Below are 25,121 nucleotides of genomic sequence, written 5' to 3'. Positions count from 1 at the left end.
GATGGTATTGGATTCGAGAAGACACATTGTTATGACGTAGTGGGGACACGGCGCTCCGTGTCCCCACAAGACAGGTTACCAAGCGGCCTAAGAACCTGTCTTGATTTCTTAATTTGGGCTCCGAGCGGCGGCGCTGGACTGGGGCCGAAGGTCATGCCCCTGGTGCAAATTGCCCCCGATGTCGGCCCGTAGCCCCGGCTACGAACCGCCATCGGGGTCCAATTTTCGCCTCAGCGGCGCTCGCTCTCGCCTGCAAACCAAAACCCAAACAGGCTCTAAAACCGGAGTCCGTTAAACCGATAGGTTGCGCCGACCCAGATGAGGCGGTCGCGCACCGGACTGCCCAGCACGTCGATGCCTTCATTGTCGAACAGGTTTGACACACTGAGCTGCAGGTTAACGCCGGCTTGCGGAATGCTGTAGTTAACGCTCAAGTCAGCAACGAAGCGAGAGGGGACCTCGCCGTCGTCAAACATGAGTTCGCTATTCCAGTAGCCGGCCCGGAAGACGTATGAAGACTGCCAGCGTCCACTCAGCGTGATGGAATAGTTGTCGAGCCCAACGTTACGCATGGTAGCGGAGCCTTTCAGCTTGAGGTCGGGCACGTTGAGGTCGAGGGTAGACCCGGCGTCGCCCGAATCGAAGTCGGCGAGGTCGATCCATGTTACGTTCCCCGACAGGCTAAGCTGCTCGCTGGCCATATAGTCGAGCCCCAGTTCGACACCGCGTACGGTAGCTTCTCCGAAGTTAAAGTACGTAGAGAGCGTGCCATCGAGACCTGTGCCTCCCGCGATGGTATTTCCGTCTGCATCCGTTGCAATTGTGCCTGAGGGGGTACCCGTTAGGATGCCCAGCGGATCTGCAACGTTTGAGAGGGGGCTAATGAAGTCATTGTACCAGGAGTTGTAGGCGACGGCATCCACAAAGAGCCGATTGCCCAGCACGCCTTTGTATCCGATCTCGATCGAGTTCACCTCCTCAGGCGAGAGCGGATCAACCGTACCTACAGCGTCTCCGGTTGCCTGGTCGCGAATCGTGTATCCATTGATGTTGCCCTGAAAGATGGGGGCACCAAGGACAGAGATCAACAGATTGCTTTCGAGAACGGTTGGGCTTTTGAAGGCCCGGTTATAGCCGATGCGTACGTTGTTGTCGGGCGCTACAGTGTACACGAGTGCGGCTTTCGGACTGAACTGCGTGCCGTAGTTGCTATGGTCGTCGAGGCGGGCCGCTGCGTTCAGGCGCAGGCGCTCATCCATCATGTAGTAGTCGAACTGTGCATATCCGCCGACTTCGGTTGCACTGATGTCTTGGCCCTCACCGTCGGCCAGGAAAGTGCCTTCAGAATCCGGGTTGTACTGGCGTAGCTGAAAGCCCGTTGCAAATTCCAGGTTGCCGACACTGTTGGAGTACTGCAGCTCGCTGTCGAGCAGCTCTCCTTTATCAGTAAAGCGGTTATCCTCACGCAGTGCAGGCAGGTCGACGTCAGAGATGCTGTTAATGCCGTTATCGGGATCAGCAAGGAGACCTGCAGCGGCAGCTGCTACACCATTGATCTGGTATGTATTGCCTGCGTCGTTAGCTGTGCGTGTGAACTGCGCGTACCAATTGCTGCTGCTGAGCTGCAGGTTCTGGTAGTTGACCTGCCAGCCGTCAATGCGGTTGCGTCCGTTGTTCGTAAGTCCCAGATTGTCGTTCTCGGAGAACCCGAAACTACCTTCGAGCATCCAGTCGCCTGCGAACTGGTAGTAGAGGCTTGCCTCTGTGCTGATTGATTCGACATCATAATTGTCGAGCAGGTCAGCTTCGAAGAGCCCGCTATAGTAGTGTGGTTGCACTTCGCCGGCAGCTACATCAGGAGCCGGGCGCCGCTCCGGGCGGAAGTCGCTGGCCGTCAGGTACTGTCCGGTTACCTTCCAGCCAAAGCGATTGCTAAAGATACCTGCCGCACGCAGGTTCACGTCGAACAAGTCGTTGTTACCACCTCGCATGTCGAGTGCAATTCCCGATTCATCCCACGGGTTTTTGGTAATGACATTGACCACGCCGGTGTGCGCGTTGGGGCCGTAGAGCGCAGAAGCGGGACCTACGATGACTTCAATGCTCCGTACATCAAGCTGCGAGGTGGGCAGGAAGTTACCCTGTGGAAGACCTGTACCAGGCAGTTGGGCCACGCGGCCGTCGGTCATCGACAGCATACGGGTGTTGAAGTGATTGTTGAATCCGCGCGCAGAAATACCCTGCCCGTTGATGCCGACATCGACAAAGTCAATTCCTTTAAGGTTCGAGAGCGCTGAAAGGAACGTGCCGCCACCCGCTTGCTGAAGCTGGTCGGCTGAGATAGCCTGAATGTTAACGGGGGAGTCGAGCACCTTTTCGGCACGCCGCGAGCCTGTTACGACGACCTCATCGCCCAGAAAGGTACGTGGCTGCAGGGCGAAATTGCGTGTTGTAGCTGCGCCTGACTCGATCTCTACCTCGAAGGTGGCTGTGTCGTAGCCTACGAACGATACGCGTACGGCATAGGCCCCTTCGGGAATGCCTTCGATGCGGTATGTGCCGGTGGCTCCTGTGCTGGCTCCATACGAGGTGCCTTCAAGTACTACGTTTGCGCCGGGCAGCGCATCTTCGGTTTCGGCATCAATCACCTCGCCTGCCAGGGTACCCTGGGCATGCGTTGTTGTTAGCCCTGTGAGGCCACCGAAGAGGAGAGCAATCCCTAACACGGTCCATAACTGTTTCATATCAGTCACCATATCTCTGAGCATTCACGTAACGGAAGGTCGTTTATATCTATACCTTTTCTATCGTTTGGAATATTCCAAACGTTTAAGTTGAGAGTAGGAAGCGCTTCCGAAAATGTCAAGACCTGTTTAAAGAATTTGTAGAGCGTCTGGTCAAGAAGGCCGGTGACGAGCCATATGTAAGCTTTGCACATGCAGTTCAGGAGACGCACCAGCCTCTAATTGTTAATTTTTAATTTATAAACGTTGTTGTAGGGCTGCCACGCAGATGTTAAGCGATAATGGACAACCGCGTAAGCGCTTTCAAGAATCTTAGTAGATATTGAAGGGTTTATCAAAACGGCGCAATCTTGTGTAAGCATCAAGCTAAACCACAGATGCGCCATTAGACTGCTCGCCTGTACGTCCCATATGCAGAGTAGAGTTTGGCAAGAGCGTGCGAGCACGCTTTCGTCTATGCCGAGTTAGTTGTCCTGCAACGGTTCTTCGCGCCCTTCTCCTGAGACTCAACTTTTCACTATGAACCGACTGATATCTTTTGCAGCAGTACTCGTGCTTGCCATGCTGTTCACCGTCCCGGTAGCTACAGCGCAGATCCAGGAGCGCGTGAGCGACCTTACCGGGGTGCAGCGTGTCGTAAGCGACGACCTGCGTGACGTGTCTGTGCAGAACTATGAAGGCGACGACATGGCATACAAGGTTGAGTATGCTTACGACCCCAACACAGACTCTGCCACCTGGCAGCTCGTATTCTACGGGTTCTCTGCGCGTCCGACAGACATGTCAGCTGCCGACCGCGTGCTCGTCTGGATTGATGGCCAGCGCGTGCAGTCGCAAGATGCAGAGAGCCGGATGCGCCGCATGGATGATACGGTCCTTGAAATGCAGAATGCAACGTTCAGTCCATCTATATTTGAGCGCATCGCGCAAGCTGAAACGGTTGAACTGACCATCGGCTCTGCCGAGTTTGCACTTTCCTACAACCAGCGTACTGACATGCGTGCCGCGCTACAATCAGCGCGACAGATGGAGCAGCAAGCGGCTGAGCAGCGCCGGGCCAATAATAATGGAAGTTAAGCAGCACCTGTCGAGGTTTTTGGTACCTGGAAGTACGCTTCTTTGCGCCTCACAAGCCTCACAAGCCTCACAAGCACACAACAAGACACACAGCAAGAAACGCCCTCAGAGCCTGTTTGGGTTTTGGTTTGCAGGCGAGAGCGAGCGCCGCTGAAGCGAAAATTGGACCCCGATGGAGATTCGTAGCCGGGGCTACGGGTCGACATCGGGGGCAATTTGCACCAGGGGCATGACCTTCGGCCCCAGTCCAGCGCCGCCGCTCGGAGCCCAAATTAAGAAATCAAAACAGGTTCTCAGAGGTGATTTTCTGAGGGCGTTTCGTATTTGCACACGCACGATAGGAAGACGTGCAGTGTATGTCATGTGGAGAGAGGCAGCGCGGAAGCAGCCTTGCCTTATACAGTAGAATACTGTTCGCGCACTCGCTGCAGCCCCTCCTGAGATCCGATAATAACAAGGGTATCTCCTTCATGTACGGGAGTGTCCCCACCGGGAGTTGTCATTTCGCCTTCGTGGTAGACGTACGAGACAAGACACCCTTCAGGAAGCTCCAGCTCTTTCACGATAGTGTTGTGCGGCGCTTCGATCTCCACTACGAGTTCGTTGCGGAAGAGCAGCTGGCGGAGTGTTTCTTCATCACCGGCTTCGCGCCACGCCTCGACAAATCCTTCTTCCTCTGACTTATCGGCCATGGCTGCCATAATGCGCAAGTGTTGACGTGGACGGTCGTCGGGGCCGACCATAAAGAAGACGGCATACACCGGATTCTCGGCATTGGGCGTGTTCAGTCCATGAGGTGCATGGCCCATCACAAGTTTGAAGTCGTCAACCGAACTGAGGCGCATATGAGGAAGCGAAATGCCCTGATCATCGGGCGTCCAGCTTATATCGGTACGTTCTTCGAAGGCCTTACGCAAGACATCCTCGCCAACAGACTCTTGCAGTTCGTCCATATGCGTAAAGGCCTCGTCGAGAAAGTCATCCCAGGTGTCTGATGGATCGAGCTGTAAGATGTGCGCATCCCATACGATCTCGTTGTAAGGGTCGTCGGAGCGGAGCCCCTTTTCTTTCATGATCTGGCGTAGATCCTGATCGAGCTGCTTGGCAGGTCCACCCAGGCGTTTCAGGATAGTACGAAACGCACCCGAACGCGACACGCGATCGCTGGCGTAATAGATGTACCAAACGATACCGAGAATAGCCAGTCCACCCGAAAAGAGCACAGATAGCAAGCCCATCTCCGGAATAATAATCAGCACGCCCCCGATGCCGACCAGCTGAATCCAGGGGTAGAAGGGAGAGCGGAAGTCGGGGTCGTACGATTCAAGCCGGCTCTCACGCATCACGATAACAGCCAGGTTGATAAACCCAAGCACAATGAGCTGAAATGCACTTGCGAGTTTTGCAACAGCCTCGGTATCGAACCCAACGATGAAAAAGATCATCAACGCAGATGTGAGCAAGATGGCAGGCACGGGCGTTCCGTGTTTACCAATCTGCGTGAACCGGTCGGGCATAAGGCGGTCGCGCGCCATCGCGAGAAAGTCGCGCGATGCAGAGAGCAGCCCTGCATTCCCCGTAGAAGCAAATGCAGCCACCGCGGCCACCACAACGAGTCCGGTACCCAGCGCGCCGGGCATCCAGTCGAGAAAAACGGCGCCTGCTGAAGCGATCGGTGTGAGATCGGCATAGAGCGTGTCGGCTTCGAGCACGGCCACGAGCACGTACACCCCCAGTACGTACACCAGGGTGGTTACGCCAAGCGCCAGGAGCATGCCCAGCGGAATGTTGCGTTCCGGCTGCTTTACCTCCTCAGAGACGCTCGCGATCTTAGTAAGACCGGCATACGAAACGTAGACCAGTCCAATTGTGCCCAGGAGCGATTCGAATCCGAACGGCATAAAGGGCGTGAACTTTTCGCCTGTCGTTTCGGTGATGCCCAGGCGCTGCACTTCAAGGAGCCCAAACGTTGTAAAACCAACGAGCACGACAAGCAGCACAGCTACGAGAAACACCTGAAGCGAGCTGGTCTCTTTGGCGCCGAATATGTTAAGCAGTGTAAACAAGACCACCAGTCCCACTGCTGTAGGCACCATCGGCAAGTCGATGAAGAGCGTAAGGTAAGCGCCCATCCCGATTAGGGCGAAAGAGCTTTTCAGCGTGAGAGCTAGCCAGGTACCGAGTCCTCCAATCGTGCCAACAATAGGTCCCATGCTGCGATCGAGGATATAATACGTACCCCCAGCCTTTGGCATCGCAGTTGACAGTTCGGCCTGGCTTAGTAGCGCCGGAAGTACGAGCACCGAAGCTAAAAAGTAGGCAAGCACTACCGAGGGTCCTGCCTCGGCAGCGGCGATGCCTGGCAGCAGGAAAAACCCGGAGCTAATCATAGCTCCAGCACTAATCGCAAACACATCTTTAAGGCCCAGTGTCTTTGCGAGCTTCTCGTTGCTGGAAGAAGAGGCCATAAATACAGATGTTTAGAAAAATGTATACGGCATAAAGTAGACACGGTACCCAAGCAAAACGGTGCACCGAGTCCGCCACTTGAGACGAGCATTGGACCCGGCTCAGGAGGCATTAGACTGAATACGTCGGTTCATTACGAGCGGAGGCTGGGCATATTCCCCTTTCAGGTGAAAGGGTAGTAAACTACGAGGAAGAGAAGTGCGAACCTGTCGTAAATCGTGAGCAGCCAGCAGGCCAATGCACCGGCCCTTACGCAGTAAGCAAAGCGGCGCAGATAAGCAGATAAGTAACAGACCGCAGAACGCAAAAAGTCCAAAAGCAGGAACACACTGCTTGCTTTTTATATACATACGAATAAACACTCAGTGTGTATATTCGGGTGTACCCTATGATTCGTCTGAACGATGTAGCTCACCGGTACGATGAGAAAACCGTCGTCGCGCTGCCAGACCTGCAGGTTGCTCAGGGCGAGCATCAGCTTGTGCTCGGGCTTTCAGGAAGCGGAAAATCGACGTTGCTGCACATCGTAGCAGGTGTGCTTACACCAACCGCAGGAACGGTTGTGGTTTCCGGTCGCGATATGCACACGTTGCAGGGGGCCGCACTTGACCGATTCAGAGGGCAACACATCGGCATCGTATTCCAGCAGCTTCACCTGTTGGATACGCTCACGATCGTTCAAAATCTGCTGATGGCGCCCTACATGGCCGGACTTCCACAGGATCGGCGTCGTGCGCTCGCCCTGTTAGAGCAAGTCGACCTGGTAGAAAAAGCAGATGCATACCCGCATACCCTGAGTGCCGGACAGAAGCAGCGTGCGGCCATTGCACGGGCCGTCATGAACAACCCGGATGTGCTCTTGGCCGACGAGCCGACCGCCAGTTTGGATGACGAGCGTGCCGGACAGGTGCTCGACCTGCTCCAATCTCAGGCGAAGGCTCACAACGCAACCTTACTTATCGCTACGCACGATGCACGCGTGAAGGAGCGTTTTTCCAGCACATACACATTGAGCGCTTCTCTGGCGACTCCGTAACCGAATAGTCCGTATGAACGCTTTCTCGCTCAGTCTGTCGTACTGGAAGCGCCGCCCGCTCTCCACGGCACTCAACGTACTGCTGCTGGCGCTGGGCATCGCATCCATCGTCGTGCTTGTGCTCTTTGGCGATCAGGTGCAGAAAAATCTTGAGCGCGATGCACAGGGCATTGATGCAGTCGTCGGTGCTACAGGAAGTCCGCTGCAACTGGTGCTTTCATCGGTCTACCATCTCGATGCACCCACTGGCAATATCTCGATAGCCTCGGCCCGTTCAATACAATCGCACCCGGCCGTGGCATCGACCATCCCGCTGGCTCTGGGCGACAGCTATCGGGGCTATCGCATCGTGGGCACAGAGCGTGCCTATGCGGAACTGTACAACGCTACGCTCGCCTCCGGTGGCTGGTGGGACGCCACCTACACCGTAACGGTAGGACACCGCGTTGCGCAGCGCGAGGGGCTTGCGGTGGGAGATACCATATTCAGTACGCATGGCATAGGGGATGCGACCGCACATGCCCATGACGATGCTCCGCTCACGGTATCGGGTATCATAGCGCCCACTGGAACGGTTATCGACCGGCTCGTGCTTACCAGCGTCGAGACCGTGTGGGCCGTGCACGACGATCATGGTCATGGAGGCGATGGAGATGAGCACAGCAGGCACGGAGCAGGCCATGACCACGAGGCCTCCGATGACCACAGCCATAGCCAGAACGGCCATGATCACGAGCGCAGTGCCGGGCATCGTGCTGATCAGGATGCATCCCCATCGGGCGCGGCCGAAAGACCGCTGCAGGCAGCACCTCCGCCGGGTGTGCAGTCCGATGTATTTGACCTCGATCGTGAGTATACCGCTCTGCTCGTGCAGTATCGTTCCCCTATAGCGGCTGCTACATTCCCACGGTTTGTAAACAACCAAACCGACCTTCAGGCTGCCGCGCCTGCCTTTGAAACGGCACGTCTTACGAACCTGCTTGGCATCGGACTCGATATGCTACGGGCGTTTGGGATCTTGCTCATCGTTGTAGCTGCTCTCAGTATATTCATTGCGCTCTATAACGCCATGAAAGAGCGCCGATACGATCTGGCCGTGCTGCGTACACTGGGCGCCTCGCGTGGCACACTGGTTCAGTTTGTCTTGTTCGAAGGGATGCTCTTTGCCGGAGCCGGACTCCTGGTAGGACTGGGACTCGGACATGCAGCAACAGACGTGCTGGCGTCTACTATTCAACAAGCCAATCAGGTAGGCATAACGGGCTGGCTCTGGGTGTCGGAAGAATGGGGACTTGTAGCCCTCGCACTGGGAGTCGGGCTCGTTACGGCGCTTATACCAGCATACCAGGCCTATCAGACTGATATTGCCGACACGCTGGCTCGCGCCTGAACAACATCCGGTACCGTCATTCCTCTATGAACCGCGTTAACTGCTATGATACCTATGAAGCTATACAGCACAATACTGACTCTCTTCGTGCTCGGGGGAGTACTTGCCGTTCCTCCACAGGTAGCGGCACAGCAGGTTATCTCGTGGGAGACGCTGGCGGAAGTTGACTACGAACAGGTTGAACGCCAGTGGATTCTAAACTTTTCTGATGACGTCAAAGCACTCGATGGCGACGCCGTACGCATCGAAGGGTTCATCATGCCTATCGAAGTGGGCGGCGGGCAGCGAACATTTCTGTTGACGCGCAATCCTTCACAGGGCTGCTTCTTCTGCGACAACGAAGGCCCCGAGTCAATGATTGAGGTACGTGCTGAGCACGATACAGACTTCACCTACGACGCAGTAGCTGTGCAGGGAACGATGCACGTCCTGCAGAACGACGAGATGGGGCTCTACTACCGCATTACAGAAGCGCACGTCCAGAAGTAGCATGCTTCCCTACATTGTGCAGCCTACCAGATTATAGCCTGCCACCGTCCCTTGCGAGACCGGTCTGCTCCCGGTCTGCTGCGTAAAGAAGGTTCTTGCAGAAGGGTTCATGCGCCTGGGTCAACGCGGTACACATATCGTGTGTATGAGTGGGCCGTGACTTAGCACGAGATATGTAACGACAAAACACAGAGCAGCATGACACGATGGATCCCCATACTCTTACTGGCCAGTACAGCGTGGCTGCTATCGGCCTGTGGAGATGCTGAGCCCACCTCGTCGCAGACTAACACGCCTCAGTACATGGTTACGCTGCCCGCCTTCGAGTTCATCGTGCAGCCTGTGGTTGAGGGGCGTGCAACCACAACAGCAATCCTTTCGTCCGGAGATTCACCGCACACCTTCGACCCGCGTCCGTCTACGGTGCGAGCAGCCGGGCAGAGCAGCGCGCTCCTGTATGGAGCTGCCGATCTCGACGAGTGGGCCGCGCAGTTGGGTGCGCCGCGTCATGTTGCTCTTATCGATCTGCTCCCTGAAAGCTACCGGCGTACCTTTCCGGTCGACCCGATCCACATGGATGAGCGCACGGCAGTCGGAGATACGCACGACCACCGCCCGGGCGATCTCGACCCGCACTTCTGGCTCGATCCGCTCGCGGTAGAGGCGCTGTTGCCCGCGCTCACCGATACGCTCTGTTCCGTAGATGCAGGAGGATGCGACACATATCGTGCTAACGCATCCATTTTCGCCGACTCGTTGCAGGCGCTCCATCAAGAGATCGACTCGCTGCTTGCGCCAGTGCGTAGCCGGGCGTTTCTCACATCTCAACCGTTCCTGCACTACTTTGCTACGCGCTACAACCTGGAGCTTGCAGCAGTGGTAGAGCGTAGCCCGGCGCACGAGCCATCGGCGCGCCGCATTCATGCGCTTATCGAGCATGCTCGCGATGTGGAGGCACATGCTATGATTACGCAGCTTCAGCTTCCGGCCACGTCATCGCGTTCGGTGATTGAGGGCGCACGTCTTAAAACAGCCGGACTCGACCCCGTCGGGGGGGGCGATGAACGCCTGACCTATGCAGCCCTCATGCGATACAACGCCTACACGCTTCGCGATGTGCTCGCAGAATAGGAAGCCCTGATGTTTTTTGGCGTAGGCATGCTTTGAAGAAAAAGTACTGCTGCAGAAGATCGTTTACGAGCGTAGCGAAGCGTTGGCATCCTCCCGAAACTGCAAGTCAGCCAGGCGTTGGTAGAGGCCGGGTGTGTTCCGTAGTTCGTCGTGGGTGCCGTCTTGCACCAGGCGGCCCTCGTCGAGCACGAGAATGCGGTCGGCATTCTGCACCGTAGCCAGGCGGTGGGCAATGATGAACGTGGTGCGACCCTCCATAAGCCGCTCCAGGGCATCTTGCACTTCCGCCTCCGATTCGGCATCAAGCGCGGAGGTGGCTTCGTCGAGCAGAAGGATGCGAGCGTCGCGCAGAAGCGCGCGTGCAATGGCAACGCGTTGCCGCTGTCCGCCGCTAAGCTTTACGCCGCGTTCGCCGACCTCGGCATCGTATCCGCCCTCAAGATCGGTAATGAACCCGTGGGCGTTGGCGGCGCGGGCGGCATCCTCGATAGCGGCATCGGAGGCGCTGAGCGCGCCGTAACGGATGTTTTCGCGAATGGTCGCGTTAAAGAGATGGACGTCTTGCGATACCAGTGCAAGCTGCTCGCGCAGGCTGCTGCGCGTCACGGAGCGAATGTCGGCCGCATCCACCCGAATACAGCCCGATTGTGGATCGTAGAAGCGCGGAATGAGGCTCATAAGCGTAGTTTTACCGGCCCCGCTGGGCCCCACAAGCGCTACGGTCTGCCCGGCAGGCACCGTGAACGAGAGGTCGTGCAGCACCGGTGTGCCCGGGTCATACGCAAAGGTTACGGATTCGAACGAGACGCGCCCTTCAATCGGAGGCAGAGCGGGAAGAGACGGGTCATCGGCGTCGGTTGCGGGCTCATCGAGCAGTTGGAAGATGCGCTCGGAGGCGCCTGCTGCGCTATTGAGCGTGCTGTAGAGGCGGGAGAGCCCACCTACGCTGCGGGCGATGTTGAAGGCGTAGAAGATGAACGCGACCAGATCACCGGTGGTGAGGCGTCCGGCCAGTACCTCGGTACCGCCGTACCAGAAGATTGCAACCAGTGCGCCAAAAAAGAGAAAGCTGACGCTTGCAGAGAAGAGCGCAGAGGCCCACACCTTGCGGTGGGCCGTGTTGAAGAGCTGCTCGACGGCTGTATGGTAGCGCTCGGTTTCGTAGCTGCTGCGCGCAAAGCTCTTTACGGTGCGCATTCCGGCGATAGACTCCTCGGCGATCGCGGTGGTGTCGGCCAGTTCGTCTTGAATCGTGCGAGCCAGACGGCGAATCCAGCGCCCAAAGGCAATAGCCGCGGCGGTTACGACAGGAACGACCACAAAGATAATAAGGCTGAGGCGCCAGTTAAGAATAACCATGAGCGCCACCGAGCCTACCAGCGAAAGCACCTGGGTGAAAGACTCCGAGAGCGCCTGTGTTACGGCGTCGCGCACCGAGCTCACATCGTTGGTGAGGCGCGAGGTGAGGTCGCCAGTGCGGCGGTTCGCAAAAAACTGAAGGTCTTGCCGATGCAGGTGTGCGTAGAGCCGCTTGCGAAGATCCGTAACAACGCGCTCGCCCGTCCACTCCAGCCCGTATGATCCCAGAAAGCTGAAGAGCGCCTGCAGTACAAAGAGAACCACCAGACCCAGCGTGAGCCGGTCGAGCAGGGCGCGGTCGGCGGTTTCGAAGACCGCGTTTAGCAGCTCGCGCAGTCCGAGGGGAACGACCAGCGCAACCAGCGCTCCGAGCGAGGTTGCAACGATCGCGGCGACCAGACGCCAGCGGTACGGCGCTGCGATGCTCAGGATACGTCTTAAGGTTGCCCATAGCTTGGCAGGCAACGCAGTGGTATCGGACGAAGGAGGTTCAGGTGGAGAAGCCTGAGACGAGGAAGACATGTGTGCAGAAATCAGGACGTAGGCAACAGACAGCAGGTAGCAAGCATATGTAACAAATGCGAATCAGGGGTTGAGCGCGAGGATGAGCATGGCAGCAGTAAGCCGTCCGAAGACATGAACAAGCAAACCGGAGTAGGAGCGCACCTTTGAGGCTTGTTGAATACCTGTCTTCTCATTGATCCAGTTGAACAAGGATTCGATCGGCTGACGCAAGCGGTTTATGGCCTTCGAAAAGAGTTTGTCCGCCGCTGCGAGCTGCTTCTGGCCTTTTTTCTTCTTGACCGGAGTGACCAGCGTGAGGTCCTGATCGTTCGCTACCTGTTTTTTGAGGGACTCGTCGCAATAGGCCTTATCACCGCAGAGGGTGCCCCCCTTAATCACGGGCAGCACACGACGAAGCGCCCGCAGATCATGTTCACGGGCTGAGGTCACGCCAATGTGGCAAGGCAATGGGAGGGTGCCTTTTCTCCGCTTTGCGACAACGTGGAGCTTCACGCCGTAGTAGAAAAGGTCCTTGGGCGAACAGTAGCCGGTGTCTGGAATGTGACCGGAGGCCACTTTCGCCTTCGATGCACGCGGGCCTTGCGCCATGATGATTGGCATCGAGTCAACAACGCGAAACAGGTTTTCCCGTACCTCTATCGGTGCATTCTCTATCGGTGCATTCTCTATCGGTGCATTCTCTATCGGTGCATTCTCTATTGGATTGCTCATTGACTCAATGCGTGTTAGTGCGTTCTCGATAAGCACGGGAAACACCGCCTCCAGCCGGTTGAGCCGCCGATTATAGCTTTGATAGGACGGTAGGTCGGGGAACCAATCTGCAAAGTGCTGCTGGGCGTACCGGTGTATTTCGCTGATGGTTGTTCGCTTATTGACAAGGCCAAACAGGTAAATGGTCAGTACTTCTTCGTCAGTAAAAACCGGCTTGTCGTTGTTACTCTGTCGTTGCGTAGCACCTGCAAGGCGGCCTCGGTAGTGATGGCAAACGAACAGATAGATCCAAATGAGCGTATGCTGAATGTCCATGTCGCCAAGGGCTACTTGTATGGGAAGGTGTTGGTCCATCTCCCTTCAAGCCGTCTGCGGCGACATGGTTTTTTCTACCCCTGATTGGCATAACAACATGCCAGGTTGTCGTATTCAAAAAAACCTGGATAGATGCACTGTGCAGCCATTCAAAAGTAACGTTGCTTTTGCCGCGCGACTTTATTGCATTTCGTGCTTAACATGCAACCAGAAACGTAGCTTGCGATTTTGCTTCAACTGGTACTATTCTTTCTTATGTATGATATATGCACTGTCCGATTGGTGTCCGGTAGTACGCTGCGCAACAGTGTGTTGGCATAGCAGCATGTGGCCATTCTTATCGGCGGTGCACGCCCCCTTCTTATGAACGACGAATCTACCGACATATCACGAGCGGCACAAGAGGACACCGCCGGGCGCCCCGATGCCCCTGAGCGTCTCAATGCGCTGCAGCGGTACTACATTCTGGATACACCGCCCGAAGAAGCATTTGATCATATCACCGATCTGGCCGCGCACGTGCTCGACATGCCAATGGCGGTTGTCAACTTTATTGATGCGGAACGGCAGTGGTTTAAGTCGTGCGTGGGAATCGAAGACATTCGGGAAACGCCGCTTGATCAGGCGCTCTGCAATATCACGATCCGAACGCCTGGACTGCTTGTCGTTGGGGATACGCTCGAAGATAAGCGCTTTATCGGGAATCCGTTCGTGGCAGGCCCGCCGCATCTGCGCTTCTACATGGGCATGCCGCTTACGTCTCCCGACGGCTACCGGGTAGGTACGCTCTGCGTAATGGACACGGAGCCGCGTACGGTGTCGGAGCAAGACCGTGCTACAATGCGGAAGCTGGCAGGGGTAGTCATGGATGAACTCGAGATGCGTGCGACCGAGAGCCAGCGCGCATACAGAGAGCTTCAGAACCGGGAAAAGCGGCTACGCGACCTCGCTAACAGTGTGCCGGGTGTCGTCTTCCGTGTGCGCGCAATACCTGCAAGCGGTGCTCCGCGTACAAAGATGGAGATTCGGGGAGAGTTTATCAGCGGATATGCGCAGCAGCTTCTCGGGTATCCGGTAGAGGAGCATGATCCGGCCGACGCATTCAGATGGTTTATAAAGCGGGTGCCTGCCGCACACCGACAGGACTTCCGCGACTCGATTGCCGAGGCGGTCGATGCTGGGGCGCGGTGGGAGCACGAAATCCCCTTCGTCCGGCCCGATGGCACGAGAATTTGGATTCGAGCAGCCTCAACGCCCGATCCGAATGCGACCCGATCAGGTGAATTAGTTTACAATGGGGTGCTGCTCGATAACACGATCCAGAAAAGGGCGGAGGCGCAGCTTCGTCGGGCTAAAGACGAGGCCGAAGAGATGAGCCGCCTGAAGTCGTCGTTCCTGACCAACATGGGGCACGAGGTGCGCACACCGCTATCCTCAATTATCGGATTTGCCGAGGTGCTCAACGATATGGATCTGAAGGGCCCTGCGCGCCGGTTCAGCCGGCTTATGCATCGTTCCAGCAAGCGGCTCCTCGACACGCTCGACGCTGTGCTCTATCTGTCGCAGCTTGAGGCGGGTTCGGTAGAGATGCAGCCTGCACCGCTAAGCGCGTCCGCCACGCTGTACGACGTGGCTTCATCGTTTCAGGCACGGGCCAAAGAGAAAGACCTATCGTTCGAGGTCGACCTGCCTGATTCAACTGCCGAATCGGTATTCGACCGGGATGCGTTTGAGCGTGTGCTCTCCTGCGTTATTGACAACGCCGTCAAGTTCACCTCTGAAGCAGGACAGGTGTCGGTACGCATGCAGGCCGAGCCGGAGACGATCGTCGTCACAGTCGCTGACACCGGCGTAGGCATCGACGCCGCATTTTTTCCGCATCTGTTTACTGCATTCAAGCAGTCCTCTACAGGGAATCGGCGCGCTTACGAGGGCAGCGGACTGGGGCTTACGATTGCCCAGCAGCTCTTAAAGCTGATGCAGGGGAGTATGGTTGTGCGCACTACGCCTGGAGAAGGCACCACGTTTACAGTGCGGGTGCCGCGCTACGTTGAAAAAACAGGTTCTGCCGGTCAAGACCCGTTTCTATTATAAGTATCTGTAAGCATCGGTAGACTTAGCGCAGCACGCGTTACCGATGCCGCTCCTTCCAGTCGAGGTACAGCGCGCGGCTGCACATGAACGATGTCTTGGCGGTGGCTTTGGTGAACCAGTAGTTTACACCTGCGCCCACGGCGGCCCCCGCCAGCGGAATGAGTTGGCCCAGCTTGCGGCGGATGAGCGCCTTCGCAATCTCGCGCGGTACGTGGCGATTCTGCTCGTGGAACGACCCGGTGCGGCGCCCGCTGTACGGGTGGTCGTGCACCAGGGCGGCGGCAGCTACGCTGGACTCACGAAGCGCATCGCCACGGGCGGCGCGGCTGCCCGAGGCTGCTGCGGTAAAGATGGCCAGCACGAGCGGACGGTACGCAGCGTCCTCCATGGGGAAGCCGTAACACGCGCTGATCGTCTGAATCACGCGGAAGTTGATCGTAAATAGTAGCGGAATGTCGGCGACGAGCAGCGCGGCGCCGCCGAGCCCGGTACCGCCGCCCTCCAGCGCGGCAATGAGTGCATTCTGTTGCATGCGTGTCTGAGCGAGCTCGTCGAGGACTTCCAGCGGCTCGTGGCGCAGATCTTCTACGGCGTCGATGTCGAGTCCTTGTTTGTGCGCATCCGAGCGCACGGTGTCGAGTATGCCGGTGCGTGCCGACATGTCGCTGAGCTGCGAGAGGGCTTCGGAGGTGACGTCTTCGGCGCGGTCGAGCATCTCGCCCGATACGGTGCGCTCTACCATCCAGTCAACAGGCTGCATAGCCCAGTTGATGAGCTGCGAGACGGGCGAGCCCATGCTCTGCGCCCAGGTATCAATATCGCGGCGGGCAGCACGTTCGTCGGCGGTAAGACGCATAGACACAAGGCAGGTTGGCTATGGGGATGCGAAAGGTAAGCGCAACGTCGCCTACTGTACGCATCCCCCAAACGCAAAGTTACGACGCGCAGCTATGCCACCGGCGCGGCAGGCGATTCGGCTTCTTTGGGGGCATGCTCCGAATCCAGAATGAGGCGAGCGTGGCGCTTGTACGTGAAGTAGTTGTAGATCCAGTCCATGAACACGCTGGCGCGGTTGCGGAAGCCGACCAGCTTGGCGATGTGGATGACGACCCACATGAGCCAGGCAATGATGCCCTTGAACTTGAGTCCGCCCGCGAGTTCGGCCACGGCAGCGTTACGCCCAATAGTCGCCATCTGTCCGTAGTCGCTGTACGAGAAGGCGGTTCGGCTGCGGCCCTGCACATCTTCGCGGATCTGCTTGGCGGCGTGCTCGCCCGACTGAATGGCAACCTGCGCGAGCTGTGGCAGCCAGTCGCTGTTTGCGTCGCGCTCCATAGCGGCCATGTCGCCCACCACGAACACATTGTCGTGGGTAGGCAGCGCCAGCGTATCGGAGACGACGACCTGTCCGGTGCGCGTTTGCTCGGCTCCGAGCAGGTCAGCCAATGGACTGGCCTGCACGCCGGCGGCCCAGATCAGGGTGTGCGTGGGGATGTGCGAGCCATCGGCCAGGGTGACGGTGTCGGCGCCGACCTGTTCGACGGTGGTGCCGGTCCGCACATCTACGCCGCGGTTTTCAAGGGTGCGGCGCGTGTAGTCTTGCAGCGAGTCGTCGTACCCCTGCAGCAGGGCGTCTTGCATCTCCAGAAGGATGACGCGGGCGTGTTCGCGGACGTCGAAGTCGGGATAGTCGCGATCGAGCGTGTCGAAAAGCTCCACAAGCGCGCCCGACATTTCGACGCCGGTGGGTCCGCCGCCTACGAGTACGAAGTTGAGCATCCCGTCGGGAATAGTGTCGGGGGATTCGAGGCGCAGGCGGTCGTAGCGCTCAAACTGACGCAGCGTGTGGTGGCGCAGGCTGACGGCATCGGTCACGTTCTTCAGCGGGAAAGCGTGCTCCTGGGCACCTGCTACGCCAAAGTAGTTGACCTCGGCCCCGCCCGCCACGATCAGGTAGTCGTAGGTGATGAAGCCGTTATCGAGCTCAATGCGCTGGCCCTGTGTGTCGATGTCGGTGACGGTACCCATCCGGAAGCGGATGTTGTCGTCGTTGCGGAAGATGTCGCGCACGTTGTGGGCAATGTCATCCGGCTCCAGCCCCGCCATAGCCACCTCGTAGAGGAGCGGCTGAAACTTGTGATAGTTGTTGCGATCCACAATTGTGACCTCAACAGGCGAGCGGCGCAGCGCCTTTGCGGCCTCCAGCCCACCAAATCCCGCGCCGATGATAACAACATGGGGCGGCGCACCGCCGGGCGAGGCCTCGGGCAGCGAGCCGTTACGAGATGAACGAGTGGACGGCGATCCGGCAGAGGACGCTCCGTTGGCAGGCATATTCATAACGGAAGAAGGTATCATATTACATGCAAAGGCGCACGTGTTGGGGCTTAACGCCTGCACGGCTGGAATGTGCGTGGTCTGGATGCGCTACCAGGGGAAATGAGTAGCGAAGGAACAGCAACGTTACGGCATGGGCGGTTGTGTCTTCAAGGAATCGTAACAATTTACTGTTCATGTCTTCTTGACTCTGTGTCCCCCCCCTCTATAATAGAAATGCACATAATTACTCATTAACACTATAATCGTCATGAAAAAATCTTTTTTGTCATTGCTTATCTTATCATTGACTGTCATTGTTCTGACTGGGTTTTCTAGCGACTACAGCAGTGACGCGTCTTCTGTATACTCTTGCTCTGAGGCAAATGCCGTTACTGCGGCAACGCAAACATCTAGCGACGAATGCACGGTCACTGACACAATCCATGGAAACAGAGCTTTCGGAATGTGCTTTGGCACTGGGGAGTGCCGCACGAGATCGATCACAGGTCCCTGCGATGTTGTCCTTGAAGAGATGTAGAGGACAAGGCAAACAGTGCTTTCTATCTTCACCAACTCAGCCCTTGTCCAATTATGGGCAAGGGCTGAGTTGGTGAATCCAAAAGGGCAAGTATGATAACTTTAAAACCAGTATTAATAGCAATTTTTGTTTTGTGCTGCGGGTCAGTTTACGGCCAATCCAATGGCTCATTGAGCACGTGGGAGCATATTGCGACCTACGATGGGTTCATCGCTCCGGACAAAATCAGACTTTCCGCTTCCGACAATGCCCCCGAGTCGGCTTTGTTGCTCGACCATCAGGCATTGGACCAGATGGTCGCCAAGCTACGGCTCGATGACAAATCCATCGTTGGCCAGGCTATCCGTTCGGGAGAAGGCCCCGGTGAGTTGTCGGGGCGTGGACTGGGAATAAGTCAATTTTCCAATGGAGGGGTACTTATGTGGGATGGAGGCGAGCGCAACGCCCACGTGTATGATGACCAGTTACAATTTGAGGGGCAGGTGCGGGGGATAGAACATACATCACGGGGACGAACGCTACTTGTCAACGACTCTACCATGGCTGTAATCGTGCACACGCCAGGGCCAGCACTTATCAACCTGTATCGTTTACACCGTGAGCCCGGGTCAATACACATCGAGAATGAACCCGTGACCTCTATCCAAACAACCGATGATGCGCTACTTGCGGACAGTGAATTGGAGGAAAACATTATGCTGCGCCAGGGGGCACATCGTCGTGTTGGAGACCAACTCTTTCTTGCCCTCAATTACTCGTCTATTGTGTTGTGCATATCAGAAGACGGCTTAGAGTGGGCCACTGCAGATCCTGTAAACCACAGCTTACCCGTTTATGATTTTCGAGATGATGGGTGGGTGGTGGCTCCTGCCGCCGAAGATTTTCCGCAAGGTGCGTTAGATATAGCAGCAGACGAATCGTATCTGTATGTTCTGTATTCAGGGCAACAAGCCGAGCGCCCTGGCGGACTGTTCTCACGATTTACCACTGGAGACATCGAAGCAGAGGTTGAACGCGTGCGCCACTCAGATCGTCTTTTCGCATTCGAGCGTGATTCTGGAACGTACGTCACCGAGGCCACGCTTCCCCTACGAGCGAAGGCCTTAGACGTAAACAACGGACACATTGGGCTGCTCACAGATGAACGCGATAGCCCAACCATTGAGATCTACCGTAAGCCGGGCCAGTGGAGTATTGAGGAGTAAAGAGCAAGAGAAGGGCAATGTTGATCAATTTTAAGCGCTAACTGCACGTGACAATGTGTTGTGATTTCCAGCGAGATCAATCTCTTCGCATTTTGGCATATACGATCGACGGCGAGCCGTACGGCGATTACGTTTATGATGACATCCAACGTCCCGATGAGTTTTACATTCGGGCCATGGACGTAGACGACGAGGGCATCTATCTCGGCTTAGAGGACGACATCCCGAAGGTGCTCGTGTTTGCGCATCCGGATGGGCAGTAACCCATATTCCGAAATCTGACCTTAAATGATGAGGTAGTGGATAGAAGGTTAGTGATCGCTGCAGACCTCATCCGCAGGTCATCCTGACCCCCGACCGCCGTCGGGGGAAGGATCCCAACGCCGGCCTCGCACGCTTGAAATCGTGCCCCGCACCGGAGCACCGTGCCCCCCGAAGCAGGTGCTCTGTCCGCGTGACCTGAGATGCTTCACTGCGTTCAGCATGACGGATAGCGGCAACATAGGCTCCTTCTGTATGCATCGTATCACTTAGCATCTGACTACTACCAATGATGACAATGCCTAAGCGTCTGAGGACACGTACCGCATCACTGATTGCATTCGTAGGAGAAGCCGGAGCCGTGCTCGTGGCTGGAGGCGTTCTGCTGTGGGTGCTCCAACTCGACGACCCCGAACCGTGGCGCGTAGCCGCGGCTACTGCCGGGTTTGTGGTCTTTGCTATGCTGTTTGCTGTGTCCAAAGTCGCCGGGCGCGCCACAGATCGTAGAACGGAAGCGTAATAAGAGGCGCGTTTGCTCATGCCTCACCCATTCCGCAGCCGCTCATACGTTTTCTCCAGGTTCACGATGGGCTCCGGGTAGTCGGCGCCGATGACGCAGTTGTATTCTTTCTGCTCTTCGTGGGACATGGTGTGCGGCTCGTGGACGTAATGGTCGGGCACGTCCGCCAACTCGGGCAGCCAGTGGCGCACGTAGTCGCCGTCCGAGTCGTAGCGCTTGGCCTGCTTTACGATGTTGAAGTAGCGGTTGCGCGGGTCGTTGCCCACGCCGCTGTTGTAGGCCCAGTTGCCCCAGTTGCTCGTTACGTCATAATCGACCAGCTGTGCCTCGAAGTACGCCGCGCCGCGTCGCCAGTCGATGTTCAGGCTCTTGGCGAGCATGCTGGCCACGTTCTGGCGGCCTCGGTTGGACATGAAGCCGGTCTGGTTCAGTTCGCGCATGTTCGCATCCACAAAGGGAATGCCGGTGGTGCCGCTGGCCCATGCCTCAAACGAGGGCTCATGCTCGGTCCAGTCTACCTGCACATTCATGGGGCCGGATTGGTGGAAGAGGCGGTCGCCGTACTTCCATCCGATAAACGCAAAGAAGTCGCGCCAGATGAGCTCGAAGATCATCCAGTACGTCGACTTGTTGCTGGTGCGCTCGCGCTCGTAGCGCTTTACCTCGTCGAATATGTAGCGGGGGGAGACGCAGCCGTGGGCCAGCCACGCCGAGAACTTCGACGAATAGTCGGCGCCCAGCAGGCCGTTGCGGGTCTTCTTGTAGCGCTTCAGGTGGTCGCCGCGCCAGATGTATTCGTCGACGCGGTCGAGGGCGCGCGTTTCGCCGCCTTTGAACGGAAGCACGCTGCGCTCGTCGGGCACGCCGTCGTGGTCGAAGCCGAGATCGCTGAGCGCGGGAATGCGTCCGGCGTCGAGTCCGTCGGGCAGCGGGGGTACGGAGTCGGGCGTGGGGTACTGCTCGCGGATGGAGCTCTGCTTTTCGAGCTTCTTGCGCGTGGGGGTGAAGACATCCGGCAGCGCCTCGGGATCGGGAAACGGCAGGTCGTCGATGTGATAGAGTGTCTGGCCCCAGAAAAAGGCCATCTCGGCATCGGTTGGCTCCAGCGCTTCAATGACGGCATCCTCCACATCGCGCTCTTCGGTGCCCAACTGCTCGTAGCACGTCACCTCGGCAACATCGTGCTGCTCAACCAACTGGGGAATTACCTCTTCGGGATGGCCCTCACGCACGACCAGGCTGCTACCTCTTGCCTCCAGCGAACTGCGCAAGTCGTGCAGGCTTTCCAGCAGAAAGCGGGCGCGGAACGGACCGGTTTTCGGGAGGTCCCACCATACCGTATCGAAATGGCGCGGATCCACGCAGTAGAGCGGGATGATGGGGCGATCCTCAGAGAGCGCGTAGGAGAGCGGTTCGTGGTCGTGCAGGCGCAGGTCGTTGCGAAACCAGACGAGAAGCGGTTGAGCCATGAGCGTTAGCAGTTAGTCAGTAGAGGATTTGGCCCACGGCACCTCATCGCGGTTCTTATTGCGGCGGCAACGCTCGCTGCAGTACTTCACGTTCTCCCAGTCGTTTTCCCACTTCTTCCGCCACTCGAACGGACGGTTGCATACCGGGCAGATTTTGGTGGGGAGGTTGGAAGATCCGCGGCGTCCCATGAGATGGTGGGCAAAGGTAGTGGTAAGCAATTGTATAATACCTGCACGACGTTCGCCCGATCTGCGTGCCCGAGAGATGCTATATCTTACGAAGCTATCACGATGCTATGATCTTTTGCAGATGAGAAAAGGGAGCGGAGGGTCCGCTATACGGTAGCAGCTAGACGCTGCATGACGCATCTGCCGTTAGCCGGTAGAAGGGAAGCGGGACCGGGAGCCTGTGACCGACGCGGCGATCTGATGGCCCCGTTGGAGTGGTTCATGCTGCTTAGAAGGCACAAGATTGCCACGTCGCTGGCGCTCCTCGCAATGACATACTCGAAGATTCTCATGTGGGCCTACTTAATTTGGGCTCCGAGTGGCTTCAATGAGCTGCGAATTGCTCCCGATATACTGGCGGCAGTCGGGCTTTCGCCCTCGTATCGGCCCGTAGCCTCGGCTACGAATCTCCATCGGGGTCGAATTTTCGCCGCATTGCTGACCGCTCTCGCCTGTAAACCAAAACCCAAACAGGCTCTGGAAGTCTGAGTGGTGGGTGCGGGCTCGCAGGTAACGAAGTAACGAGCCTGTTCTTCACTGTTGTGAGAGCCTGCGCGTGTGAGAGCCTGCGCGAGGTAGACATGCTGCAGGCGATTGCTATCCGTTGTTCTTTTTCCGTCTCTCCTCTTCCTCCATGGCCCGCTCAAACATGCTTTTGCCCCCACTTTCATGGATTACGGTTTCTTCCGGCGCGCTGCTCTTCGATTGCTGAGTGGGTTCGGGTTCTGGGGAGGCGAGGCGAAGCTGGTCAAACGCTTCATCATGGATGTCGTAGAGCATGTCGAGCCAGTTGCGTACGAGCTGTTCGGCTTGCGCAGGATCCATCTCTTCCAGACGAAACTGAATCCCCTCGGTTTTAAACCCCCGATGCCGTACGCCCATGATTGTACCATCGGGCGTGCGGGCAGACACTTCCAACGCAACCGGAAACTCGTTATCAGACAGCACCGGGGCGGGACTGCTCGATACTTCGAGCGGGGTGCCGATGTTGTGAAAGATGGTAAGCTCGTCGTGCTGTACGGTACCGGTCGCATCGCTATCGGCATGTCTCGTAATTGACGCTCCGAAGGCAGCGCCAATGGCGCGATGTCCGAGCCCGACGCCAAGAATAGGCACCACCGAGGCAAACGACTTGATCGCTGGTACGGCGATGCCAGCGTCTTCCGGAGCACCCGCCCCCTCTGAGAAAACAAGTCCGCTGGGGCGCAACTCGCGGATCGCCTCAAGCGTGATATCGGTACTTGCTTCAACTTGAACCGGAGCCCCACCAATGCGAAGCGCATTGGCCAGCACATTAATGGCCGGGTCTTCGTTGTCAATGATCAGAATCATAAGTCGAATGTCGAAGCTTGTTGAAAGAGCGTGTAGATACGAGCCGAGACGTCACATGGTATGAAACAAGCGCGCAAAGCTATCAACAGAGCAATCATCGGTCTCCCGCGTAAAACAGATCCTGCTCTGACCGTAAAGGCACAAAATGCAACGGTATGGTACTTTATACTTCCTATATAAAGACGTGTTTGGACAATACCAAAAAAACATTGACGGCTTTTGATGGGTAGCGCGCTGCGCTTTTCCCGCTATGCTGTGTAATCGTATCCATACACTCCTCAGGGCCTATGAATGCTGCGATTCAGCACCGTCACACTTGGATTGAAACGGATGCTGGAACCGATGCGTCGGTCCGGCTTCATGTGGTGGAGGCCGGTCCTCCCGATGGGCAACCGGTAATTTTGTTGCACGGCTTCCCTGAGTTCTGGTACGGGTGGCACCGGCAGATCCCCGCGCTGGTGCGTGCCGGACGTCGCGTTGTCGTACCTGATCAGCGGGGCTATCACTGGAGCAGTAAGCCCCGGGGTATAGACGCCTACCGTATTCAGCGACTGGCGCGCGACGTGGAGGCGCTCATCGATTATACCGGGCATACGCGTGCAGATGTTGTTGGGCACGACTGGGGGGCGATGGTCGCCTGGGCGCTGGCTGCATCTGCGCCCCACCGGGTGCGCCGCCTTGGCATTTTGAACGTTCCCCACCCACATGTTATGGTGGATACGCTGCGTACGCGCCCGGCTCAGCGCGTGCGTAGCCTCTACGCTGCATTCTTCCAGCTCCCGCACCTGCCCGAGTGGCTACTGGGCCGATGCGAAGGGGCAGGACTCGCGCTCATGATGCGGATGAGCAGCAAGGCAGACACGTTCTCGGAAGCCGACTGGCAGCGCTACCGTGTAGCATGGCGCCAGCCCGGCGCCCTCCGTGGTATGCTCAACTGGTACCGCGCGGCCGCACAGACCAATGCGTTTGCTCAGATTCCTACAGTGCCCATCGAGCCGCCTACGCTGGTGCTCTGGGGGAAGCAAGACGTAGCCCTATGTGCTGAGATGGCAGCTGCTAGCGTGGCTCGATGCACAAACGGCCGCCTCGTGACGTTCCACGATGCAACCCACTGGGTGCAGCACGATATGCCGGAGCAGGTGAACCGCGAACTCATCGCGTTCCTGGGATCCTGACACCAGATCTGCCGGCGGGGCTGGACTTGCCAAGAGCGTTTGCCGGGCTGGTCGACAGTACTACCCCAGCTCGCCTTCTGATGCCAGCTTCTGGAGCGTATCGGTATGCAGCCGGTGCCCACCGTCGAAAGTGTACGAGGTGGATGCTATATCGTGCTCGTGGAGGCGACGTGCAAGCGCCTCACGCTCACTCATCTCGATGTACGGATCATCTGTGCCAAGCACGAGCGAGATGTCGAGTTGGCGAAAAACATCGTCATGGGCTGCAAGATCAACGTCGGGAGGCATGCCGCCCGACCACAGGGTAAGCCGGTCGACCGATGCAGGCGTGTGCGCGGCCCAGCGGCAGGCCGTGGCAGCGCCTTGCGAAAAGCCCAGCACATGGGTGTGCTGCGGACCGCCGTTGCTGCAAAGGGAGGCGTAGAGCCGATTCAGGTAGGCGAGGTAGTCGCGGATTTCGTCAAGGCGCTCAGCGCTGGTCATCCATGAGGCGCCAACAGGGCCCTGCATTCCTTTCGTGTAGAAACGCGAGAGGCCTTCGGGCGCCACCACACAGACCGCATCCTCCTGAATAGCCTGAAACGGCTTGATGAAGTCAGCCGCCCGCTGTCCGTATCCATGAAGCACAACCCAGAGCGTGCGGGCTGCAGCGGGGGTACCGTACTGCACGTAATGCGCCGTGCGAGGCGTGCAGATGGTATGTGAGCTGGGCGTACTCATCGGGAGAAGGGCAT

General features: G+C 57.3%; 20 protein-coding genes. 10 read left to right on the top strand and 10 right to left on the bottom strand.

What is annotated here, in order from left to right; translation table 11 throughout:
- Positions 1-275 precede the first annotated feature (275 nt).
- A complete protein-coding gene (locus tag ACZ48V_RS01670; RefSeq protein ID WP_464541000.1) occupies positions 276-2,744 on the bottom strand; it encodes a TonB-dependent receptor in 2,469 nt (822 codons plus the stop codon).
- A gap of 519 nt (positions 2,745-3,263) precedes the next feature.
- Between ACZ48V_RS01670 and ACZ48V_RS01665 the strand changes: the two genes are divergently transcribed.
- Positions 3,264-3,821, top strand: coding sequence for a hypothetical protein (locus tag ACZ48V_RS01665; RefSeq protein WP_464540998.1), 558 nt, complete (start codon positions 3,264-3,266; stop codon positions 3,819-3,821).
- Positions 3,822-4,216: 395 nt separating this feature from the next.
- On the opposite strand, the gene ACZ48V_RS01660 is transcribed toward ACZ48V_RS01665, so the two are convergent.
- Positions 4,217-6,289, bottom strand: coding sequence for an amino acid permease (locus ACZ48V_RS01660; RefSeq protein ID WP_464540996.1), 2,073 nt, complete (start codon positions 6,287-6,289; stop codon positions 4,217-4,219).
- Positions 6,290-6,678: 389 nt separating this feature from the next.
- Here ACZ48V_RS01660 and ACZ48V_RS01655 point away from each other — a divergent pair, with 389 nt between their 5' ends.
- From ACZ48V_RS01655 to ACZ48V_RS01640, 4 genes are all read left to right on the top strand, one after another.
- Complete coding sequence (locus tag ACZ48V_RS01655) at positions 6,679-7,326, top strand: ABC transporter ATP-binding protein (RefSeq protein ID WP_464540994.1); 648 nt, start codon at positions 6,679-6,681, stop codon at positions 7,324-7,326.
- 13 nt (positions 7,327-7,339) lie between these two features.
- The gene (locus ACZ48V_RS01650) at positions 7,340-8,716 is read left to right on the top strand and encodes an ABC transporter permease (RefSeq protein ID WP_464540992.1); all 1,377 of its coding nucleotides are present in this window, start codon (positions 7,340-7,342) and stop codon (positions 8,714-8,716) included.
- Positions 8,717-8,770: 54 nt separating this feature from the next.
- A complete protein-coding gene (locus ACZ48V_RS01645) occupies positions 8,771-9,205 on the top strand; it encodes a DUF3299 domain-containing protein (protein ID WP_464540990.1) in 435 nt (144 codons plus the stop codon).
- A gap of 198 nt (positions 9,206-9,403) precedes the next feature.
- Positions 9,404-10,336 carry a metal ABC transporter substrate-binding protein gene (locus ACZ48V_RS01640; protein WP_464540988.1) on the top strand — a complete coding sequence of 311 codons (933 nt, stop codon included), beginning with the start codon at positions 9,404-9,406 and terminating at the stop codon, positions 10,334-10,336.
- A gap of 63 nt (positions 10,337-10,399) precedes the next feature.
- Here ACZ48V_RS01640 and ACZ48V_RS01635 read toward each other — a convergent pair whose 3' ends face one another.
- Together ACZ48V_RS01635 and ACZ48V_RS01630 are read right to left on the bottom strand one after the other, a co-directional pair.
- A complete protein-coding gene (locus tag ACZ48V_RS01635) occupies positions 10,400-12,217 on the bottom strand; it encodes an ABC transporter ATP-binding protein (protein WP_464540986.1) in 1,818 nt (605 codons plus the stop codon).
- A 63-nt stretch (positions 12,218-12,280) separates the two neighbouring features.
- Positions 12,281-13,246, bottom strand: a complete 966-nt coding sequence (locus ACZ48V_RS01630; RefSeq protein WP_464543157.1) for a transposase — start codon at positions 13,244-13,246, stop codon at positions 12,281-12,283.
- Between the two features lie 363 nt (positions 13,247-13,609).
- On the opposite strand from ACZ48V_RS01630, the gene ACZ48V_RS01625 reads away from it, so the two are divergent.
- Positions 13,610-15,340 (top strand): GAF domain-containing sensor histidine kinase, encoded by a 1,731-nt coding sequence (locus ACZ48V_RS01625; protein ID WP_464540984.1) that lies wholly within the window; start codon positions 13,610-13,612, stop codon positions 15,338-15,340.
- Between the two features lie 37 nt (positions 15,341-15,377).
- Here ACZ48V_RS01625 and ACZ48V_RS01620 read toward each other — a convergent pair whose 3' ends face one another.
- The gene (locus tag ACZ48V_RS01620; protein ID WP_464540982.1) at positions 15,378-16,196 is read right to left on the bottom strand and encodes an EcsC family protein; all 819 of its coding nucleotides are present in this window, start codon (positions 16,194-16,196) and stop codon (positions 15,378-15,380) included.
- Positions 16,197-16,288: 92 nt separating this feature from the next.
- A complete protein-coding gene (locus tag ACZ48V_RS01615) occupies positions 16,289-17,680 on the bottom strand; it encodes an NAD(P)/FAD-dependent oxidoreductase (protein ID WP_464540980.1) in 1,392 nt (463 codons plus the stop codon).
- 687 nt (positions 17,681-18,367) lie between these two features.
- Here ACZ48V_RS01615 and ACZ48V_RS01610 point away from each other — a divergent pair.
- From ACZ48V_RS01610 to ACZ48V_RS01600, 3 genes are all read left to right on the top strand, one after another.
- On the top strand, positions 18,368-19,402 hold the full coding sequence (locus ACZ48V_RS01610; RefSeq protein ID WP_464540978.1) for a hypothetical protein: 1,035 nt from the start codon (positions 18,368-18,370) through the stop codon (positions 19,400-19,402).
- Between the two features lie 92 nt (positions 19,403-19,494).
- Positions 19,495-19,665 (top strand): hypothetical protein, encoded by a 171-nt coding sequence (locus ACZ48V_RS01605; RefSeq protein WP_464540976.1) that lies wholly within the window; start codon positions 19,495-19,497, stop codon positions 19,663-19,665.
- 296 nt (positions 19,666-19,961) lie between these two features.
- Complete coding sequence (locus ACZ48V_RS01600) at positions 19,962-20,183, top strand: hypothetical protein (protein WP_464540974.1); 222 nt, start codon at positions 19,962-19,964, stop codon at positions 20,181-20,183.
- 23 nt (positions 20,184-20,206) lie between these two features.
- On the opposite strand, the gene ACZ48V_RS01595 is transcribed toward ACZ48V_RS01600, so the two are convergent.
- The 3 genes from ACZ48V_RS01595 to ACZ48V_RS01585 form a co-directional block, all read right to left on the bottom strand.
- Positions 20,207-21,652 carry a DASH family cryptochrome gene (locus tag ACZ48V_RS01595; RefSeq protein ID WP_464540972.1) on the bottom strand — a complete coding sequence of 482 codons (1,446 nt, stop codon included), beginning with the start codon at positions 21,650-21,652 and terminating at the stop codon, positions 20,207-20,209.
- A 12-nt stretch (positions 21,653-21,664) separates the two neighbouring features.
- Positions 21,665-21,841, bottom strand: coding sequence for a DUF2256 domain-containing protein (locus tag ACZ48V_RS01590; RefSeq protein WP_464540970.1), 177 nt, complete (start codon positions 21,839-21,841; stop codon positions 21,665-21,667).
- A 636-nt stretch (positions 21,842-22,477) separates the two neighbouring features.
- Entirely contained in the window at positions 22,478-23,212 is a 735-nt protein-coding gene (locus ACZ48V_RS01585; protein ID WP_464540968.1) for a glutamine amidotransferase-related protein, read from the bottom strand.
- 287 nt (positions 23,213-23,499) lie between these two features.
- On the opposite strand from ACZ48V_RS01585, the gene ACZ48V_RS01580 reads away from it, so the two are divergent.
- Complete coding sequence (locus ACZ48V_RS01580; RefSeq protein WP_464540966.1) at positions 23,500-24,387, top strand: alpha/beta fold hydrolase; 888 nt, start codon at positions 23,500-23,502, stop codon at positions 24,385-24,387.
- A gap of 60 nt (positions 24,388-24,447) precedes the next feature.
- Here ACZ48V_RS01580 and ACZ48V_RS01575 read toward each other — a convergent pair whose 3' ends face one another.
- On the bottom strand, positions 24,448-25,107 hold the full coding sequence (locus tag ACZ48V_RS01575) for an alpha/beta hydrolase (RefSeq protein ID WP_464540964.1): 660 nt from the start codon (positions 25,105-25,107) through the stop codon (positions 24,448-24,450).
- Between the last annotated feature and the right edge of the window lie 14 nt (positions 25,108-25,121).

The sequence above is a fragment of the Longimonas haloalkaliphila genome, from assembly GCF_055379825.1.
The sequence above is the reverse complement of the archived record's forward strand: the minus strand, read 5'-3'. Positions and strand labels throughout refer to the sequence as shown.